This is a genomic window from Xanthomonas sp. NCPPB 3959, assembly GCF_056675575.1.
Genome location: NZ_JBWWVR010000001.1, coordinates 500491 through 519076 on the forward strand (window position 1 = coordinate 500491; position 18586 = coordinate 519076).

Consider the following 18586-nt stretch of genomic DNA (forward strand, 5'->3'; position numbering starts at 1 on the left):
TACCGCGTGTGTCCCGGCGTGCCGGTCAGGGTTTGGGAATACGCAGCGTCTTGCTGATCATCAGCGAGCCGGAGACCGCAAACAGCAGCACCAACGGATGCAGCTGCCACGGCCCGAGCTGCCACTGGCCCCACCACAGGCTTTGACCGATATGGCCACTACTGGCGGCGATGGCGAGCAGGATCACCAGCAGCAGACTGCTGGGAATCGGCGTGCCTTCGAAATACGGCACCTTGTCGGCCTCGCCTGCGATCTCTTCGGCGGTCACGTTGTAGCGCGCCAACCGGCTCACGCCGCAGCAGACGAAATAGCTCAGCACCAACCAGTCCCAGCCGCCGCGCATGCCGCAGGCATAGCCCAGCGCCGCCGGCGCCACGCCGAAGGAGATCACATCGGCCAGCGAATCCAGCTCGCGCCCCAGCGTCGAGGATGCTTTGCGCCAGCGCGCCACGTGCCCGTCCAGCGCATCGAAGACGAACGCCAGCGGAATCAGCGCCATGCCAAGCAGCAGGTCGCCGCGATGGCCTTCCTGCAGAAAGCGCATCGAGGCAAACACCGCACCGGTGCCGCAGAAGGCGTTGGCCAGGGTGAACCAGTCCGCGAGTTGGAAATCGCGCAGCATCGAGAAATGGCGTTTCATGCGCAGCCTGAGGTGATTGAGGCGCAAAGGGTAACGCGCGCGCGCCACGCAGGCGACCGTTTCGCGGGACTCGGCTAGTCTGGCGGCCAGCGTTGCCGCCCTGGCCGCGCACGATTCCCGAGAAGGACACCCGATGCGCAGCATCCTGATCACCGGCGCAGGCAGCGGCATTGGCGCCGGCATCGCCACCGAGCTGGCCGCCGCTGGCCACCATCTGATCGTCAGCGATATGGACCTGGCGGCCGCCGAGCGCACTGCGCGCACTCTGCGCGACGCCGGCGGTTCGGCCGAAGCGCTGACGCTGGACGTGACTGATGAAGATAGCGTTGTGCGTGCGCTGGCCAGCGCATCGCGCGCACCGCAGGTGCTGATCAACAACGCCGGGCTGCAGCACGTGTCCGCGCTGGAAGACTTCCCGATGCAGCGCTGGGCGTTGCTGGTGGAGGTGATGTTGACCGGTGCCGCACGGCTCAGCCGTGCGGTGTTGCCCGGCATGCGTGAAGCTGGCTACGGGCGCATCGTCAATATCGGCAGCATCCACTCGTTGGTGGCCAGCCCTTACAAGAGTGCGTATGTCGCGGCAAAGCATGGCCTGGTCGGGCTGGCCAAGGTCATCGCGCTGGAAACCGCCGACTGCGACATCACCGTCAACACGCTGTGCCCCAGCTATGTGCGCACGCCGCTGGTGGAGCGGCAGATTGCCGACCAGGCACGCACGCGCGGCATCGCGGAGGATGCGGTGATCCGCGATGTGATGCTCAAGCCGATGCCCAAAGGCGCCTTTATCGCGTACGACGAACTGGCCGGCACGGTCGCGTTCCTGATGTCGCATGCTGCGCGCAACATCACCGGGCAGTCGATCGCCATCGATGGCGGCTGGACGGCGCAGTAATCGCGACTGGCGAAAATTTCACCAGTCGACTTGACAGCCTTGCGCCGCAAGGCGCGTGCACAGTTGTCCACAGACTTGCGCAGGTTTCATCCACAGCGGATGTGGAGAAGTGCTCGGTGCGACAGCTCGGTTCAACGCAGCCTTGATATGGGGTGAAAGCTCCCGCTTGCGCTCGCTAAGCGCACCATGCGCTCAGATGCGCGAGTACGTCCACGATTGCATGCGCCCGTCGCGATACGGCATCACGCCATGGAACGGACGCGGGTCGCCATCGAACACCAGCGGCAGGAAATTGCGGTCGCCTTCCCACATCGGCAGCTGCTCCATGCGATCGAGTGCCACCCACTCCAGCGTGCCTTCAGGGTTCGAGGCCTGCGGCTCGCCTTCGAAGCTGTGGATCAGGAAGACAAAGCCCAGCCAGTCTTCGCCGTGCTTGCCGAAGCCGGGCCAACTGATGGTGCCGCGCAATTGCATCTGGCCGCATTCCACGCCCGCTTCTTCGCGAATTTCGCGGCGCATGCCGGCCAGCACGTCTTCATGCGGCTCCACCTTGCCGCCGAGCCCGTTGTACTTGCCCAGGTGCTGATCGCCGGGGCGGGCATTGCGGTGGATCATCAGGACCTGGCTGCCGTTCGGCGACAACAGGTAGCCAAGTGTGGCGACGATAGGGGTATAGGGCATGGCACGCGATCTGACACGAAGCACATCAGTATGACCGATGCGCCATCAACAGCGGACGCGTCGTCAACAACGAGTGGGCACGGCAGCGACGCGCCCGCTCAGCCGATCTGCGAATTGGCGCGCGGCGGTGCAACGTAATCGTGATCCCGGCGCAGCGTGGCGACACCGTGACCGCGCTCGGCCAGATAGTCCAGCCACTTGCCCAGGAACGTATTCATGCGCATGCGATGGCTGATCAGCTCCGCCGGCGGCGGGAACATGCCCATCACGTCCTGCCAGCGGCGGCCGACATAGCAATGCGTGGTCTCGGCCTGGCGCGCATCTCGGTACAGGCGCACATAGGCGGAAGGATCGGGCTCGCCGGTCACCGGGTCGCACAGGTCGTAGGTCAACCGCAGCTCCACCGTATAGCGGTGGCACTCGATCACGTCCAAACGCAGATTCAGCCCATCGCCGATCGACGATACATAGGAACCGGGAGCGAGGTCGGCCGGCGCGAACAGCCGAGTCAGGTGCTGGAAGTTTTCTGCGTACAAGCCCATCAGCCAGCCAAATCGGCTCAACTTGGGGATGCGTTCGAGTTTGCTCAGTGCTTGCGCCATAAACCGATCCTACACGCTGCGCTGCCGCACGGGCAGCATTGACGACTGCCCATCGGCAGGCCTACTTTATTCGAGCATTGTCCCGCCCGCTTGATTTCGCTTGGGTTGCCAGCAAGCCGTGAGCCGTGTCGCGGCAGCACCCGGATTGTGTGTGAACGCGCCGCCTGCTTGCCCAATCCCGAATCCCGCCCCACCAATCCCGGCCTCAAAACATCTCGCGCTGCAGCCCCAGCGTGGACAACACCTTGCTGGAGATTTCCTCGATCGAGGTATTGGTGGTGCTCAAGGTTGGAATCCGCTCCATCTGGAACATGCGCTCGGCGGTGGCGACTTCACGCCGGCAGGTCTCCGCCGCGCTGTAACGCGAATTGGCGCGCCGCTCCTGACGGATCTGCTGCAGCCGCTCCGGGTCGATGGTCAGACCGAACAGCTTGCTGCGGTAGTTGCGCAAGCGCGGCGGCAAACGTTCGTTTTCCAGATCTTCTTCGGTCAACGGATAGTTGGCGGCGCGGATGCCGTAATGCAATGCCAGATAGATGCAGGTGGGCGTCTTGCCCGCGCGCGACACTGCGACCAGGATCACATCGGCCTCGTCGTAATTGAGCGCGATGCCGTCATCGTGGCTCAGCGCGAAGTTCATCGCATTGATGCGGCGGTGATAGGTCTCGAAGTCCACCATGCCGTGCGCGCGGCCCACCAGCGAGTGCCGCGGCGCGTTGAGCTCGCGCTCCAGTGGCTCGATGAAGGGCGCGAACACATCCAGCATCAACGCGCCGCTTTCGGCCAGGATCATGCTCAATTGTGGGTCAACGCACGAATTGACCACCACCGGGCGCACCTGGTACCGCTCGCCTGCGGCACGAATGCGCAGCGCGGCATCGCGCGCTTTTTCTGCATCGTCAATGAACGACATGCGGTCGGTGACAAAGTTGAATCCACTGAACTGGGTGAGCAGGCTATGCCCAATCGTTTCAGCGGTGATACCGGTTCCATCGGAGACGTAGAACACCGGTCGAATTGTTGACATCAAGGCCACCTCTTTGAACTGGTGTTCAAAACTTACGGGTTCATGCTTGTGCAGATTCCGCTGTGCACTGCATCATAGCGGCTTCTTCCTACGGTCGCGGCCATCCAGCCCGCTCGGGCGATGGCCTTACGGAGCATCGCGCTTGAACGAGAATATCCTGTGGTTGCATGAGCTACGCCTGGTCGATCTGGCCCGCGTAGGCGGTAAAAACTCCTCGCTTGGCGAGATGATTGGCAACCTGGCCGGGCTTGGCGTTTCGGTTCCCGGTGGATATGCGACCACTGCGGAAGCTTTCAAGGACTTCATCGCCCACAACGATCTGTCCAAGCGCATCTTCGACAAGCTGGCCACGCTGGACGTGGAAGATGTCACTGCGCTCACCATCGCCGGCAAGGAAATCCGCGGCTGGGTGATCGATGCGCCGCTGCAGCCGGAACTGGATCGCGACATCCGCACCGCCTACGAACAGCTGTGCGCCGAAAACGGCGGCGGCGAAGTGGCGGTGGCAGTGCGTTCGTCGGCAACGGCCGAAGATCTGCCGGATGCCTCGTTCGCCGGTCAGCAGGAAACCTTCCTCAACGTGACCGGCGCCGACGATGTGGTGCACAAGGTCAAGGAAGTGTTCGCCAGCCTCTACAATGACCGTGCGATTGCCTATCGCGTGCATCACGGCTTCAAGCACGAAGACGTGTTCCTCTCGGCCGGCGTGCAGTTGATGGTGCGCTCGGGCGTGGGTGCGGCCGGCGTGCTGTTCACCCTGGACACCGAATCGGGTTTCCGCGATGTGGTATTCGTCACCTCCAGCTTCGGACTGGGCGAGATGGTCGTGCAAGGCGCGGTCAACCCGGACGAGTTCTATGTCTACAAGCCCACACTCAATGCAGGCAAGCCGGCGATCCTGCGTCGCTCGCTCGGCAGCAAGGCGATCCGCATGGTGTATTCGGATGTGCCCGGCGAGCGTGTGCGCACCGAGGACACGCCGGTGGAACTGCGCAACACCTTCTCGATCAGCGACGAAGACGTGCAGGAGCTCTCCAAGCAGGCGCTGGTGATCGAAAAGCATTACGGCCGCCCGATGGATATCGAGTGGGCCAAGGACGGTGTCAGCGGCAAGCTGTTCATCGTGCAGGCGCGCCCTGAGACGGTGAAGTCGCGCAGTCATGCCACCCAGATCGAGCGTTTTTCGCTGGATGCCAAGGATGCCAAGATCCTGGTCGAAGGCCGTGCAGTCGGTGCCAAGATCGGTAGCGGCGTCGCGCGCGTGGTGCGCTCGCTGGACGATATGAATCGTGTGCAGGCCGGCGATGTGTTGATCGCCGACATGACCGATCCCGATTGGGAGCCGGTGATGAAGCGCGCCTCGGCGATCGTCACCAACCGCGGCGGCCGCACCTGCCATGCGGCGATCATCGCGCGCGAGCTCGGTGTGCCGGCCGTGGTCGGCTCGGGCAATGCCACCGACATGATCAGCGATGGCCAGGAAGTGACGGTGAGCTGCGCCGAAGGCGATACCGGCTTCATCTACGACGGTCTGCTGCCGTTCGAGCGCACCACCACCGATCTGGGCAACATGCCGCCTGCCCCGCTCAAGATCATGATGAACGTGGCCAACCCGGAGCGTGCGTTCGACTTCGGTCAGCTGCCCAATGCCGGCATTGGTTTGGCGCGTCTGGAAATGATCATCGCCGCGCATATCGGCATTCATCCCAATGCGCTGCTGGAATACGACAAGCAGGACGCCGACGTCCGCAAGAAGATCGACGCCAAGACCGCCGGTTACGGCGATCCGGTGAGCTTCTACATCAACCGCCTGGCCGAGGGCATCGCCACGCTGACTGCCTCGGTGGCGCCCAACACGGTGATCGTGCGGTTGTCGGACTTCAAGTCCAACGAGTACGCCAACCTGATCGGCGGCTCGCGTTACGAGCCGCATGAAGAGAACCCGATGATCGGCTTCCGCGGCGCCAGCCGCTACGTCGACCCTTCCTTCACCAAGGCGTTCGCGCTGGAGTGCAAGGCGGTGCTGAAGGTGCGCAACGAGATGGGCCTGGACAACCTCTGGGTGATGATCCCGTTCGTGCGCACGCTGGAAGAAGGCCGCAAGGTGATCGAGGTGCTGGAGCAGAACGGCCTGAAGAAGGGCGAGAACGGCCTGAAGATCATCATGATGTGCGAACTGCCGTCCAACGCGCTGCTGGCCGATGAGTTCCTGGAGATCTTCGACGGCTTCTCGATCGGCTCCAACGACCTGACCCAGCTGACCCTGGGCCTGGACCGCGATTCCTCGATCGTGGCGCATCTGTTCGACGAGCGGAATCCGGCGGTCAAGAAGCTGCTGTCGATGGCGATCAAGTCCGCGCGCGCCAAGGGCAAGTACGTCGGTATCTGCGGCCAGGGGCCGTCGGATCACCCGGAACTGGCCGAGTGGCTGATGCAGGAAGGCATCGAATCGGTGTCGCTGAATCCTGACACCGTGGTCGATACCTGGTTGCGTCTGGCCAAGCTGAAGAGCGAGAGCTGATGGGACTGTTGGGTGTGGTGTGGGCGGCGGCTGCAGGAGCAGTCGCCGCAAAGCCGGCAGCGGCGGCCACCAAGGCGGCGGAGCCGGCGTTCAATTGGGCCAACATCCCGTGGGCGCAGTACGCGCTTAACTGGGGGTTGGCGCTACTGATCGTGGTGGTCGGCATGTGGCTGGCCAAACAGCTCAGCCAGTGGCTGCATCGTGCGCTGACCCGCGCGCGTATCGAGATCACGCTGACCAACTTCCTGCGCAACGTGCTGTATGCGTTGTTGCTGGTGCTGGTGTTCGTGAGCGCGTTGAGCAAGATCGGCGTGCCGCCGACCTCGCTGATTGCGGTGCTGGGTGCGGCCGGTCTGGCGGTCGGTCTGGCGTTGAAGGACTCGCTGTCCAACATCGCCGCAGGCGTGATGCTGATCGTGCTGCGACCGATGCGCGATGGCGACCATGTCGTGATCGCAGGCCAGGAAGGCATCGTGGACGAGATCCGGATCTTCCAGACCCGGCTGCGCTCGTTCGACGAACGCATGATCACCCTGCCCAACAGCACGATCACCACCTCGCCGATCGTCAACTACAGCACCCTGCCCAACCGTCGCCTGGAAGTGACCGTGGGCGTGGGCTACGGCGACGATCTGAAAAAAGCCCAGCAGCTGTTGCTGCAGATCGCCAAGGAGAATCCGAACCTGCTGGATTCGCCGGCACCGTTCGTGCAGGTCACCAACCTGGGCGAGAGCACGGTGGATCTGATGTTGTTTGCGTATGCCACCAACGGCAACTTCGGCGCGGCCAAGAGCACCACGCTGGAGCAGATCCGCAACCAGCTGCTGGAAAACGGACTCAATATCCCGTACCCGCAGCGCGACCTGCATGTGTATCACCACGATGCGGACGGCAAGCCGATCTCCGATCTGCTGCTGAAAGGCATCGCCGATGATGGCGATTTGAGCAAGGGGCCGTCGTTGGCGCGTTGAGTGCGTTTTCGCGTGTAAAGCAATCTGTCATGCAAAAGGCCGCATCCAGTGATGCGGCCTTTTTGTTGTGTGGCGTCTCCGGCGCTTGCTGCATCGAACAGAGGAGTCTGAAGATACGCAACTTCCAACTCGCAACGTTCGCTGCACACCAGTCGCAGCACGCCGTCGGCGTGCCGCGAACCAGGACGGCCCTTATCCCTGCGCGCCACCCTGGTTGGCACCGCCCAACGCGCCCATGAACTGGCGATAGTGGCGTAGCTCGTCGATCGAATCGCGCACGTCGCTCAGCGCGGTATGCGCCGAGCTTTTGGCAAACCCATTGGCCACCGTCGGCGCCCAGCGCCGTGCCAGTTCCTTGATGGTGGATACATCGAGGTTGCGGTAATGGAAGTAGCGCTCCAGGCGCGACATCTGCCGGTGCAGGAAGCGGCGATCCTGGCAGATCGAGTTGCCGCACATCGGCGAGGCGCCGGCGCGGATCCATTCGCTCAGGAACGCAACGGTCTGCGCTTCGGCCTGCGCATGGGTGACCTGGCTATCGAGCACGCGCTGCCATAGGCCCGAACGGCGGTGCTGATTGCGGTTCCATTCGTCCATCGCTTCGAGTTTTTCCAGCGGGTGGGCGATGGCCAGTTCCGGCCCCTCGGCAAGCACGTTCAACTGCGCATCGGTGACGATGGTGGCGATCTCGATGATGGAATCGCGATCGGTATCCAGCCCGGTCATTTCCAGATCGATCCAGATCAGTCGGTCGTTGCCCGCAAGGTTGTCTGCCATATCGCCGTCCTGTGGAGGGCCGTCGCCGGCCAGATGCTGAAGGGCGCGCATCATACCGCGGCCGCGCCGCTCAGGGCGCGAGGGGCGGCTTGCCACGCTTGGCCCTGAAGTAATTGGTCAGCCGCAGGCTCGCTTCTGCTGCAAGCACCCCGCCGCTGACCTGCACGCGATGATTGTGACGCGGGTCGGCCAACAGGTCGAACACGCTGCCGCAGGCGCCGGTCTTGGGGTCGCTGGCAGCGAACACCACCCGCGCGATACGCGCATGGATCATCGCCATCGCGCACATCGCGCATGGCTCCAGAGTGACGTACAAGGTGCAGCCGATCAGCCGGTGATTGGCCAGCCGGCGGCCGGCCTCGCGCATGGCCATGATTTCCGCATGCGCAGTAGGGTCGTGGCTGGCGATATTGAAGTTCCAGCCTTCGCCCAGCACGTTGCCATCGGCATCGACCAGCAACGCACCCACCGGGATCTCGTCATAGTCGCGCTCGGCACGCTCGGCCAGTTGCAGGGCGCGCTGCATCCATTGCTGGTCGATCGGCGACCGCGCCGCATCGAAAGGCATCTCCACCGATGTGCTCACGCAGCGCTGCCGCCCTGGCGATCCAGGAAGGCGGCGAACGCGGCAACGGTGGCTTCGCTGACATGGTGCTCGATGCCCTCGGCATCGCGGCGCGCGGTGGCCTCGTCGATGCCCAGGGCCAGCAGGAAGCGCTCGACGATCTGATGGCGCTGCCGGCTGGACGCGGCCAGCGCCTCGCCGGCCGGGGTCAGGAACACGCCGCGGTACGGGCGCTGCACCACCCAGCCATCGCGCACCAGCCGCTTGAGCATCTTGGCCACGGTCGGCTGGGCCACGCCCAGGCGCGCGGCGATATCGACCTGGCGCGCTTCGCCACCGTCGACCAGTAGATCGGAGATCAGCTCCACATAGTCCTCGACCAACTCGGCGCGGCGCGCTTCGCGCACCTGACGGAAGCTTTCCATATGCACCTGCGCATCGATCAACACCGGCGCGGCGGCTTCCTGCTTTTCGCTCTTGCCCACCCTCTTCCTCATCATCGCGTCCGGCGCCAGTGCCGGTCTGCGTAGTGTGAAGCACGCCGCCGATCATTACGATTGAGATTGCCAATGCTCAACAGCATAGCAGTTGCTATATCATCGCTCCGATCCCTCGCCGACGCCGTCTCGCATGTCCGCCGACACCCTCTCGCCCACCCATCCGCCCACCCCCGCAGCGCATTCCGCCAACGGCGGTCTGGGCGAGCACCACGCCAGCGTTGCCGTGCCCAAGGGCGGCCACTGGTGGTTCCGCTTGCTGGCGTTTCTGGGGCCGGGCTACATGGTGTCGGTGGGCTACATGGACCCTGGCAACTGGGCCACCGATCTGGCCGGCGGCTCGCAGTTCGGCTACCTGCTGCTGTCGGTGATCCTGCTGTCCAACGTGATGGCGATCGTGTTGCAGAGTTTGTCGGCACGCCTGGGCATCGCGACAGGGCTGGATCTGGCCCAGGCCTGCCGGGCGCGTTACCCGCGCGGGGTGAACCTGGCGCTGTGGGGATTGTGCGAGCTGGCGATCATCGCCTGCGACCTGGCCGAGGTGATCGGCACCGCGATCGCGTTGAAGCTGTTGTTCGGCATCCCGCTGACCATGGGCGCGATCATCACTGCGGTCGATGTGGTGTTGGTGTTGCTGCTGATGAACCGCGGTTTCCGCGCGCTGGAAGCGTTCGTGATGGCGTTGCTGCTGATCATCTTCGTGTGCTTCGGCATCCAGATCGCGCTGGCCGCCCCGCCGATCGCGGCGGTGTTGGGCGGCTTCATTCCGCGCGCGCAAGTGATCACCGACCCGCAGGCCCTGTATCTGGCAATCGGCATCATCGGTGCGACGGTGATGCCGCATAACCTGTATCTGCATTCGTCGATCGTGCAGACGCGTGCGTATCCGCGCACCGATGTGGGGCGCAAGTCGGCGTTGCGCTGGGCGGTGACCGACAGCACCGTGGCCTTGATGTTCGCGTTGTTCATCAATGCCTCGATCCTGATTCTGGCAGCGGCGGTGTTTCATGCACAGGGCCGCACCGATGTGCAGGAGATCGAACAGGCACATGCGCTGCTGGCGCCGATGCTGGGCGTGGGCCTGGCCTCGACCTTGTTTGCGATTGCGTTGCTTGCTTCAGGCGTGAACTCCACGGTGACTGCAACGCTGGCCGGTCAGATCGTGATGGAAGGATTCTTGCAACTGCGGCTACCGCCGTGGATACGCCGCCTGCTGACCCGCGGCATCGCCATCGTGCCGGTGGTGATCGTGACCTGGCTGTACGGCGAAGCCGGCACTGCGCGGCTGCTGGTGCTCAGCCAGGTGGTGTTGTCCATGCAGCTGCCGTTTGCGGTGATTCCGCTGGTGCGCTTCGTGTCGGATCGTCAATTGATGGGCACGCTGGTGGCGCCGGCGTGGCTGGTGCGCATCGCCTGGGTGATCGCGGCGGTGATCGTCTGTTTGAACATCAAGCTGCTGTGGGATACCGCGCTGCAGTGACCGGCGATATCGGTTGGGGCTGAGCCAGCATCATCGTCTCTCCCCATCCAGTCGAAGCGCGTGCGCGGTCGCCTGCACGATGCACGCTCTTGCCGCACGACCGAGTCTGCTTGACCAACGCGTTTCGTAGCCGCCGCTTGCTTTGATCGACCAGATCACAGTCAGCCTGCACCCCTGCGACAGTGCGCACGCGTGTGCAATCTGCTTGCTGCTCGCGCGGGTCTACTGAGCGGATGCACCGGTGTGTCCACGGCCTGCGCGGCATTTGCGCCGCGCTTCGCAGAGACAGCCATGACGCTTCACGCTGTCACGCGACGACCGGGATGCATGCCCTCGCCCACAGGAGTGTTTATGCATCCGTTCGAGCCCACTCCGGCCGATGCCGGACGCCGCAGCTTTCTCATCTCCAGCACGGCCGCCGTGGCAGCGTTGTCTTTGCCCGCTCTCGCCAGTGCCGCCGCAGCCGTGCGCACACCTCCCTCCACACCGCCCCACCCGACCAACAACGGAGTCAACCCGATGTCCAATTTCGTCACCCGCCCCGACGGCGCCAACATTTTCTACAAGGATTGGGGCAAGGGCCAACCGGTCGTGTTCTCGCACGGCTGGCCGCTCAGCGCCGATGCCTGGGATGCGCAGATGCTGTTCATGGGCCAACACGGCTTCCGTGTGATTGCGCACGATCGTCGCAGCCACGGTCGTTCGACCCAGACCTGGGACGGCAACGACATGGACACCTACGCCGACGATCTGGCTGCGGTGATCGAAAAGCTGGATCTGAAAGACGCGATCCTGGTCGGGCATTCCACCGGCGGTGGCGAAGTGGCGCATTACGTGGGCCGCCATGGCAGCAAGCGTGTGGCCAAGGTCGTGCTGGTCGGCGCGGTGCCGCCGCAAATGGTCAAGAGCCCGACCAATCCGGGCGGCCTGCCGCTGAGCGTGTTCGACGGCATTCGCGAAGGCGTGGCCAAGGACCGTTCGCAGTTCTATCAGGATCTGACCACGCCGTTCTTCGGCGCCAACCGTGATGGCAACAAGGTCACCCAGGGCATGCGCGACTCGTTCTGGCTGCAGGGCATGCTGGGCGGCCACAAGGGCCAGTACGACTGCATCAAGGAATTCTCGGAGGTCGACTACACCGCCGACCTGAAGAAGATCGATGTGCCGGCGCTGGTGGTGCATGGGGACGACGACCAGATCGTGCCGATCGATGCGTCCGGCAAGTTGTCAGCCAAGATCATCAAGCACGCCGAACTGAAGATTTATGCCGGTGCGCCGCATGGTCTGCCGGTCACCCATGCCGACCAGTTCAACAAGGATCTGCTGGCGTTCGCAAAAGCCTGATATGTTTTGAATCGCTGAGAGAAGGCCGGCTTGTGAGAGCCGGCCTTTTTCTTGGCGATACTGAGGTTGTACTTAAAAGCAGCCAACACAACCTAGCGAGCGGTCGTGAGGTGGGTGCGGACGGCGCGTGGGAACTGCCGTGTACGAGTGGTACATGCCGACTTCGAGCATTGTTTGCGCTCGCATGGCAGTGAGCGCAGCAGTTTTGTTAGCTGCATTTTATTGGATGCTGTCACAAGCCTAGTTGGTCGAGCGCGCGGTGCCCTCGCCGCTCGCGGGACACGCCGCAAGTACGTCCGTGTAGGCTCGGTGGCGGCATCCATGCCGCCACACGGTCCCGCAAGCGGCGAGGACACCGCACCAGAGAGTGAATCGGTTGCTTTGAGAAGAGCTACGCACACCGACCATCTCGATTGGTCCTTGCCCGCCCACCGTCGCGGGACCTTACGCGGCATGGATGCCGCGTAAGAGCCTACACGGACGTACTTGCGGCGTGTCCCGCGACGGTGGGCGGGCAAGGGCCCTGCAGCAAACCCGCAGATCAGCCGCCCTGCACCGAAGACCCAGATCAGCCGCTCCGCAACAGACCGGCATGAAGTAATTTTTTCAGCCGCTCCAACACATCAATTCGACATCATTGATTCGTCAGTGCATCTGCGTCACCAGCGCCTATCAAACACCGTGCTGAGTTAACGCAGCACCCAATCTGCCAGCAAAAACCCGCCACTCATCGCGACCACCAACAACGCGCCGGTCAGGCGTGGCGGTGCCGGCAACGGCAGATCCAGCAGCCGGCAACCGACGCCAATTGCCAATGCGAGCAGTACGCCAAGCAATGCCAGGCTCATCCTTTCCCCTGCCCCGCCGTGCGGCCGCTGGGCCCGCCGCAATGCATCAGGTTGCGCGCGACACGGCGGGCCAGAAAGCGGTCGGCCAATGCGTAGCCGCAGGTCATCGCCAGCACCAGCAGCGCGCCTACAAAGGCTGTCGGTGCAGGCGATGGAATGCCCGCCGCGCGGCAGCCGCAGCCGATTGCCACACCTAGCACAACACCGCTGATGAATTTCCAGTTCACGGTCATCAGATATCCGAATGCGCATGCGGTGGCACTGCCACGCCGCCGCCGCCGACAAAATGCCGCACCACCGGCGCACGCTCGCCTTGATGCAAAGCGCGGATCCGCTCCTGCAACTGGCGGTCGTCGCCGGTAACGCGTTCGTGCTGGCGCAAGTGCTCCAGCCACGAGGCGACGATGAAATATTCCAGCTGCACGCCAGGCGTTGCGGCGTCTTCGGCCACGCCCCAGACCACTGCGCCATCGCGGCGGCGTGCGTTGCCGAGTTGCGTCATCAACTGGATGAACGCGGCGCGTGCATCTGCGGCAATGCGGTATTCCACTGTCACCAGCACCGGGCCGCGATCGTGTTCGACCGTGTCCGATTGCGCAGGCGTGGGCCAGTGCCCCCCGGGTGCAAGGTCCAGCTGTTCGGTGCCGGCAATGCGCGCGCGCTTGACCAGCACCGCCGCAATCACCGCACCGGCGGCGGCGATCTGCAGCGCAGTGGCAATCGAGGTGCGTTGCGCCAACGCACCCCACAGCAACGAGCCACCGGCCATGCCTGCAGAAAACACCACGATGTACAACGACAGCGCACGCGCACGCACCCATGCCGGCACCGACGTTTGCGCGGCGATCTGCAGCGACGACAGCACGGTGATCCAGGCCAGCCCATTCACCACCATCACCACGCACAACACGCCGATCTGGCGCGACAACGCGAGCCCCAACAGCGATGCCGCGCACACCAAGGTGGCGACGAATACCAGCAGATCGCGGTCGTAACGCGCGCGCAGCCGCGGCAACAGCAATGCGCCACTGATCGCACCTATCCCGATGCAGCCCAGCAAGATGCCGTAACTACCGGCGCCCAGTTGCATCTCGCGGCGCACTACCAAGGGCAACAATGCCGTCAGCGCGCTGGCAAACAAAAAGAATCCGCCGGCCTTGATCAACACTGCCTGCAGCACACCGGCGCGCGCAGCGTAACGCAAGCCGGCGCGCAGGCCGGCCCCAAAACTCTCCGGTGGCAACGCCGAGGCATGCGTCTCGCGGCGCCAACGCCACACCACCCACAGCATCAATCCGAAGGTGAGCCCATTGAGCAGGAAGGCCCACGGCGGGCCGAACTGCGCCACGATCAGGCCGCCGATCGCCGGGCCGATCGAGCGTGCGATGTTCATTCCAATCGAGTTGAGCGCCACTGCCGAGGCCAGCATCGGGCGCGGCACCAGCTCCGACACGATCGCCGCCTGCGCCGGCATCGCCATCGCCGCGCCGGTGCCCATCGCAAAGGTCAGGCCCACCAGCACCCAGGGGGTGAGCAACTGCAGATGCGACAGCAGTGCCAACATGCCGGCCACCAGCAACATCCACGCTTGCGTGAACATCAGATAGCGGCGCCGGTCGACGATGTCGGCCAGGGTGCCGGCCGCCAGCGCAAACAACACCACCGGCAAGGTGGTTGCCGATTGCACCGCCGCCACCATCAACGGCGAGCCGGTCTGTTCGGCCATCACCCACGAAGCGGCGACATCGTTGATCCAGGTGCCGATGTTGCTACCCAGGATCGCCAGCCACAACGCACGGAAGACCGGCTCGCGCAGCGGCGCCCAGGCACCGCCACCGGCAGGTGCAGCGGAAGAAGTCATTGCGGCCAAGCTCCAGGCAGTGGGATGAAACAGGCGATGCGGCAGCGTGCGCAACGCACGCTAGCGCACGATGGCAGCGGCGTCAGAACGCGAAACACGCGCATCCCAATGCACCCCAGAAACTGCGCAGATCGTCGGACGGTGCAGCGTGCTGCGCCGCGTGGCGATGTGTGCCATGGGTGTGACAGCCGTGGCCATGCACGTGGGTGGCACCGGCAAGCCCGGTGACCACACCACCAACGTGATAGCCGCCGAAACGGTTGACCGGCGACCAGTCCGGCATGGCAGGTGGCAGGGTCGGCGCAAGCGCGGCAAAGTCGCCATCGCCATGCACCACGCGCCCGCCCAACACGGTCAGCACGCTGGTGATGTCGGCGATGGCGGCATCGTCGACGTGCAGGTAATCGTTCGACAACACGATGAAGTCGGCCAGCTGCCCCACCGCCAACGTGCCCTTGTTGGCCTCGTCGCCGGAGAACCACGCACTGCCCTGCGTCCACAATCGCAACGCCTGTTCGCGATCAAGCAGATTCTCCTCGCCATACAAGGCCAGCCCGCCTACGGTGCGGCCGGTGACTAGCCACGACAGCGCCACCCACGGGTTGTAACTGGCAACACGCGTGGCATCGGTGCCGGCACCGACCGGTACCCCGGCAGCCAGCATGCGACGCACCGGCGGTGTGTGCCGTGCGGCTTGCACGCCGTAGCGTTCGACGAAAGCCTCGCCTTGATAGGCCATGCGGTGCTGCACGGCGATGCCACCATTCAAGGCGCGGATGCGATCGATATTGCGCGGGGTGATGGTCTCGGCGTGATCGATGAACCAGTGCAGGCCATCGAACGGAATCTCCGCATTGACCTTTTCGTAGACATCGAGAATGCGCCCGATGCTTTCGTCATAGGTGGCATGGATGCGGAACGGCCAACGCTTTTCCACCAACAGCCGCACCACCTGTTCAAGCTCCGGCTCCAGTTCCGGCGGCAACTCCGGACGCGGCTCGCTGAACTGCTCGAAGTCGGCCGCAGAGAACACCAGCATTTCACCAGCACCGTTATGACGTAGCAGATCGTCGCCCTTGCGTACCGGCATCATCTCGGTCCAGCCACGGAAGTCATCGACCTCCTTGCCCTTGTTCTGGGTGAACAGGTTGTAGGCGATGCGCACGCTCAGTTGGTCGGCTGCATGCAACTGCTCGATGACCTGATAGTCCTCGGGATAGTTCTGGAAACCGCCGCCGGCATCGATCACCGAGGTGATGCCCAGCCGGTTGAGTTCGCGCATGAAGTGGCGCGTTGAGTTGGCTTGATATTCCAGCGGCAAGCGCGGGCCTTTGGCCAGACTTGCGTACAGGATCAGCGCGTTGGGCTTGGCCAGTAGCAGGCCGGTGGGATTGCCGAGTTTGTCGCGTTCGATACGCCCGCCCGGCGGATCCGGTGTCTGCTTGTCGTAGCCGCAGGCGCGCAGCGCGGCGCGATTGAGCAAGGCGCGGTCGTACAGATGCAGCAGAAATACCGGCGTGTCCGGTGCGATCGTATTGATCTCATCCAATGTGGGCAGACGTTTTTCGACGAATTGATGCGCGGTGAAACCGCCGACCACGCGCACCCATTGCGGCGCAGGCGTGCGATCGACCTGCGCCTTGAGCATTGCCATCGCATCGGCCAGCGAACGCACGCCGTCCCAGCGCAACTCGAGGTTGTAATTCAGCCCGCCGCGAATCAGATGGGTATGGCTATCGTTGAGGCCGGGCAGCAGGCGTCGACCCTGCGCATCGATGACGCGTGCGCCCTTAGCTAGCGCCATGACGTGTGCATCGTCGCCGACCGCGACGATGCGTCCATCGGCCACCGCAATTGCGCTGGCACTGGGCTGGCGCGGATCCAGTGTGGTGATGCGCGCATTGCGAACGACAAGATCGACCATGTCAGCTGCCTTGGAAGTCGGCGAGGTGGCGGCAGACACGACGCCCGGGAGTGCAGCAACCGCGAGGCTGGCCGCAGCGCCCTGCAGCAGTTGACGTCGTCCGGCGTCGTGTGAGGGGTTGTTGCTCATCTGGCGACGCGCCTGCGCCATCCATCCAGCGACCAGTCGCCGCCACCGGTGCCGATCAGTGCCAGCAAGACCAGCAGCCACATCAGCGGATACTCCATGCCGCCGTGCATCCAGAACCAGCCGTTGGGCACTGCCAACACCACGGTGATGGCGATGAACAACGCGGCAAGCGTCGCACTAGCGCGCGTCCATGCGCCGAGCAAGACCGCAACGCCGGACAAGGTCTGTACCAGTGCCAACACCAGCGGCAACGGTGCCGCTGCAGGAAAGCCAAAGTGCTGCAGTTCACCAGCAAAGCCGACCAGGCCCGGACCACCGAACCACCCCAGCAACTTGCCTAATCCATGCGGCAACAGAAAGCCGCCACCGGCGATGCGCAGCAGCAACACCGCAGCTGCCTGGCCGGGAGTACCGCGCAGCAGAGAGCGGTTCAATGCCCGCCTTCCTGCGCGCCAAACATCGTCTTGGCGTACTGGATGCCGATGCCGTAGCCGCCGGCATGTGCGCGTGCAATCCCGGTGGTTAGGTCATAGGTCTCACCGCGCGCCCAATCGCGCTGCAATTCCAGTAGGTATTGCACGCTGGTGATGGGCGCGGCGCCGGCCTGCAGCATGCGCGCGACCGCGCGTTCGTGCGCTTCATCGCTGACATCGCCGCAGGCATCGGTGATGACGTAGACCTCAAACCCTTGTTCGATCGCCGACAGCGTCGGGCCGACGATGCACACGCTGGTCCACAGCCCGGCGATCACCAGCCGCTGCTTGCCGATGGCATTGACGCGGTCGATCACGGCAGGATCTTCCCAGGCATTCATGCTGGTGCGGTCGTACACCGGCTCGCCGGGAAAGATCTCCGGCAGCTCGGGAAACAACGGACCGGAGAAAGATTTTTCCGCCACGGTGGTCAGGATCACCGGCACCTTGAAGCCTTTGGCACCCTTGGCAATCAGCGCCACGTTGTTGCGCAGCGCGGAGATGTCGATGGTGTGGGTGGCGAAGGCCATCTGCGATTGATGGTCGATCAGGATCAGGGCGTGATCGCCGGGCGACAGCAGGCGTGTGCCGGGAACTGCAGTAGCGGTGCTCATGGGTGATGCTCCAGGGAAGATGAAAACGGGTGGCCGCTGCGCACTTGCGCACGCGATGTGGTCAACGCAGCGCAGGCATCCATCGCGTCTTGCGCGGCAAAGCGCGCCGGTGTGCAGCCGGTGGCATGCCGAAAGCTGCGCACGAAATGGCTCTGATCGAAGAAGCACAGATCGGTGGCGATCTGGCTGATGCTGTGGCGCCTTTCGCGCAGCAACACCTGTGCACGTTCGATGCGGCGACCACGCAGGTATTCCATCGGGCTGGCACCCACCACCTCGCGAAACACGCGCGCGAAATGGAAGCGGCTCATGCACGCCGCACCTGCCAATTGCGCCACGCTGATGGGTTCGCACAGATGCGTGTCGATGTAGTGCATGGCTCTGGCCACCGCACGCACACGTGGGGCAGTCGGTTGGTTGACGCCTGCACTGTGCGCATCGGGGCGAGCGGCGGCGGTCAGACCTGCCATGCGGCGTCTCCGGCGGGGAATGACCTCATGGTGAGGTCAGGTGCCGTCGCGCCCTACCCCTGAAGGTGAGGCGAATCGCTCACTCTTTCGGGGGTATCGATCGACGTGCTCGGCAGTAGAGAACGCAGACAACCGATCACAACCGCATCGCCAATCTGCACGTTACGCCGCCCGTCACCACAATCGCCCCGCCCTATCGTTGCGTGCAGCGCAGCGCACACGGCGCTGAAGTCCAACCGTGCCGAATCTCGCTCGCTAGTAGCACCTACT

The 18586-nt window shown here is 63.9% G+C and carries 19 protein-coding genes, 1 other RNA gene and 1 pseudogene; 5 read left to right on the forward strand and 16 right to left on the reverse strand.

Features of this window, described 5'->3' with window-relative positions; genetic code table 11:
- Positions 1–25 precede the first annotated feature (25 nt).
- Positions 26–640, reverse strand: coding sequence for a CDP-alcohol phosphatidyltransferase family protein (locus AC1KVG_RS01900; RefSeq protein ID WP_043909139.1), 615 nt, complete (start codon positions 638–640; stop codon positions 26–28).
- Between the two features lie 133 nt (positions 641–773).
- Between AC1KVG_RS01900 and AC1KVG_RS01905 the strand changes: the two genes are divergently transcribed.
- Positions 774–1532, forward strand: a complete 759-nt coding sequence (locus tag AC1KVG_RS01905; RefSeq protein ID WP_481093324.1) for a 3-hydroxybutyrate dehydrogenase — start codon at positions 774–776, stop codon at positions 1530–1532.
- 192 nt (positions 1533–1724) lie between these two features.
- Here the strand turns inward: AC1KVG_RS01905 and AC1KVG_RS01910 are convergent, their stop codons facing one another.
- From AC1KVG_RS01910 to ppsR, 3 genes are all read right to left on the reverse strand, one after another.
- The gene (locus tag AC1KVG_RS01910) at positions 1725–2213 is read right to left on the reverse strand and encodes an NUDIX hydrolase (protein ID WP_481093325.1); all 489 of its coding nucleotides are present in this window, start codon (positions 2211–2213) and stop codon (positions 1725–1727) included.
- 98 nt (positions 2214–2311) lie between these two features.
- A complete protein-coding gene (locus AC1KVG_RS01915) occupies positions 2312–2815 on the reverse strand; it encodes a DUF1249 domain-containing protein (protein ID WP_104551538.1) in 504 nt (167 codons plus the stop codon).
- 205 nt (positions 2816–3020) lie between these two features.
- Positions 3021–3842 (reverse strand): posphoenolpyruvate synthetase regulatory kinase/phosphorylase PpsR, encoded by an 822-nt coding sequence (ppsR, locus tag AC1KVG_RS01920; protein WP_043889794.1) that lies wholly within the window; start codon positions 3840–3842, stop codon positions 3021–3023.
- A 142-nt stretch (positions 3843–3984) separates the two neighbouring features.
- On the opposite strand from ppsR, the gene ppsA reads away from it, so the two are divergent.
- Both ppsA and AC1KVG_RS01930 read left to right on the forward strand, forming a co-directional pair.
- Positions 3985–6363 carry a phosphoenolpyruvate synthase gene (ppsA, locus tag AC1KVG_RS01925; RefSeq protein ID WP_255085371.1) on the forward strand — a complete coding sequence of 793 codons (2379 nt, stop codon included), beginning with the start codon at positions 3985–3987 and terminating at the stop codon, positions 6361–6363.
- On the forward strand, positions 6363–7334 hold the full coding sequence (locus AC1KVG_RS01930; RefSeq protein WP_481093326.1) for a mechanosensitive ion channel family protein: 972 nt from the start codon (positions 6363–6365) through the stop codon (positions 7332–7334). The genes ppsA and AC1KVG_RS01930 overlap by 1 nt, the downstream gene beginning before the upstream one ends.
- 192 nt (positions 7335–7526) lie before the next feature.
- Here AC1KVG_RS01930 and orn read toward each other — a convergent pair whose 3' ends face one another.
- From orn to mntR, 3 genes are all read right to left on the reverse strand, one after another.
- Complete coding sequence (gene orn / locus AC1KVG_RS01935; protein ID WP_023904122.1) at positions 7527–8111, reverse strand: oligoribonuclease; 585 nt, start codon at positions 8109–8111, stop codon at positions 7527–7529.
- Between the two features lie 70 nt (positions 8112–8181).
- Positions 8182–8679 (reverse strand): tRNA adenosine(34) deaminase TadA, encoded by a 498-nt coding sequence (tadA, locus tag AC1KVG_RS01940; protein WP_043889795.1) that lies wholly within the window; start codon positions 8677–8679, stop codon positions 8182–8184.
- Between the two features lie 14 nt (positions 8680–8693).
- Positions 8694–9161 (reverse strand): manganese-binding transcriptional regulator MntR, encoded by a 468-nt coding sequence (gene mntR, locus AC1KVG_RS01945; RefSeq protein ID WP_043909134.1) that lies wholly within the window; start codon positions 9159–9161, stop codon positions 8694–8696.
- A gap of 145 nt (positions 9162–9306) precedes the next feature.
- On the opposite strand from mntR, the gene AC1KVG_RS01950 reads away from it, so the two are divergent.
- Positions 9307–10653 (forward strand): Nramp family divalent metal transporter, encoded by a 1347-nt coding sequence (locus tag AC1KVG_RS01950; protein ID WP_229010437.1) that lies wholly within the window; start codon positions 9307–9309, stop codon positions 10651–10653.
- Positions 10654–11172: 519 nt separating this feature from the next.
- On the forward strand, positions 11173–11997 hold the full coding sequence (locus tag AC1KVG_RS01955) for an alpha/beta fold hydrolase (protein WP_481093450.1): 825 nt from the start codon (positions 11173–11175) through the stop codon (positions 11995–11997).
- 80 nt (positions 11998–12077) lie between these two features.
- Here the strand turns inward: AC1KVG_RS01955 and AC1KVG_RS01960 are convergent.
- From AC1KVG_RS01960 to AC1KVG_RS02000, 9 genes and pseudogenes are all read right to left on the reverse strand, one after another.
- A non-coding RNA gene (locus tag AC1KVG_RS01960) (sX9 sRNA) lies at positions 12078–12153 on the reverse strand.
- 76 nt (positions 12154–12229) lie between these two features.
- A pseudogene (locus tag AC1KVG_RS01965) lies at positions 12230–12441 on the reverse strand (hypothetical protein); the annotation flags it as partial.
- A 245-nt stretch (positions 12442–12686) separates the two neighbouring features.
- The gene (locus AC1KVG_RS01970) at positions 12687–12845 is read right to left on the reverse strand and encodes a XapX domain-containing protein (protein ID WP_043889239.1); all 159 of its coding nucleotides are present in this window, start codon (positions 12843–12845) and stop codon (positions 12687–12689) included.
- Positions 12842–13072 (reverse strand): DUF1427 family protein, encoded by a 231-nt coding sequence (locus AC1KVG_RS01975; protein ID WP_481093451.1) that lies wholly within the window; start codon positions 13070–13072, stop codon positions 12842–12844. The genes AC1KVG_RS01970 and AC1KVG_RS01975 overlap by 4 nt, the downstream gene beginning before the upstream one ends.
- Positions 13073–13077: 5 nt before the next feature.
- The gene (locus AC1KVG_RS01980) at positions 13078–14706 is read right to left on the reverse strand and encodes an MFS transporter (RefSeq protein WP_481093327.1); all 1629 of its coding nucleotides are present in this window, start codon (positions 14704–14706) and stop codon (positions 13078–13080) included.
- 82 nt (positions 14707–14788) lie between these two features.
- On the reverse strand, positions 14789–16630 hold the full coding sequence (locus AC1KVG_RS01985) for an amidohydrolase (protein WP_481093452.1): 1842 nt from the start codon (positions 16628–16630) through the stop codon (positions 14789–14791).
- Between the two features lie 125 nt (positions 16631–16755).
- Positions 16756–17193, reverse strand: a complete 438-nt coding sequence (locus tag AC1KVG_RS01990) for a DoxX family protein (RefSeq protein ID WP_481093328.1) — start codon at positions 17191–17193, stop codon at positions 16756–16758.
- The gene (locus AC1KVG_RS01995) at positions 17190–17846 is read right to left on the reverse strand and encodes a hydrolase (protein WP_481093329.1); all 657 of its coding nucleotides are present in this window, start codon (positions 17844–17846) and stop codon (positions 17190–17192) included. The genes AC1KVG_RS01990 and AC1KVG_RS01995 overlap by 4 nt, the downstream gene beginning before the upstream one ends.
- Positions 17843–18316, reverse strand: coding sequence for a helix-turn-helix transcriptional regulator (locus tag AC1KVG_RS02000; RefSeq protein WP_481093330.1), 474 nt, complete (start codon positions 18314–18316; stop codon positions 17843–17845). Before AC1KVG_RS02000 ends, AC1KVG_RS01995 begins: the two co-directional genes overlap by 4 nt.
- Positions 18317–18586 lie beyond the last annotated feature (270 nt).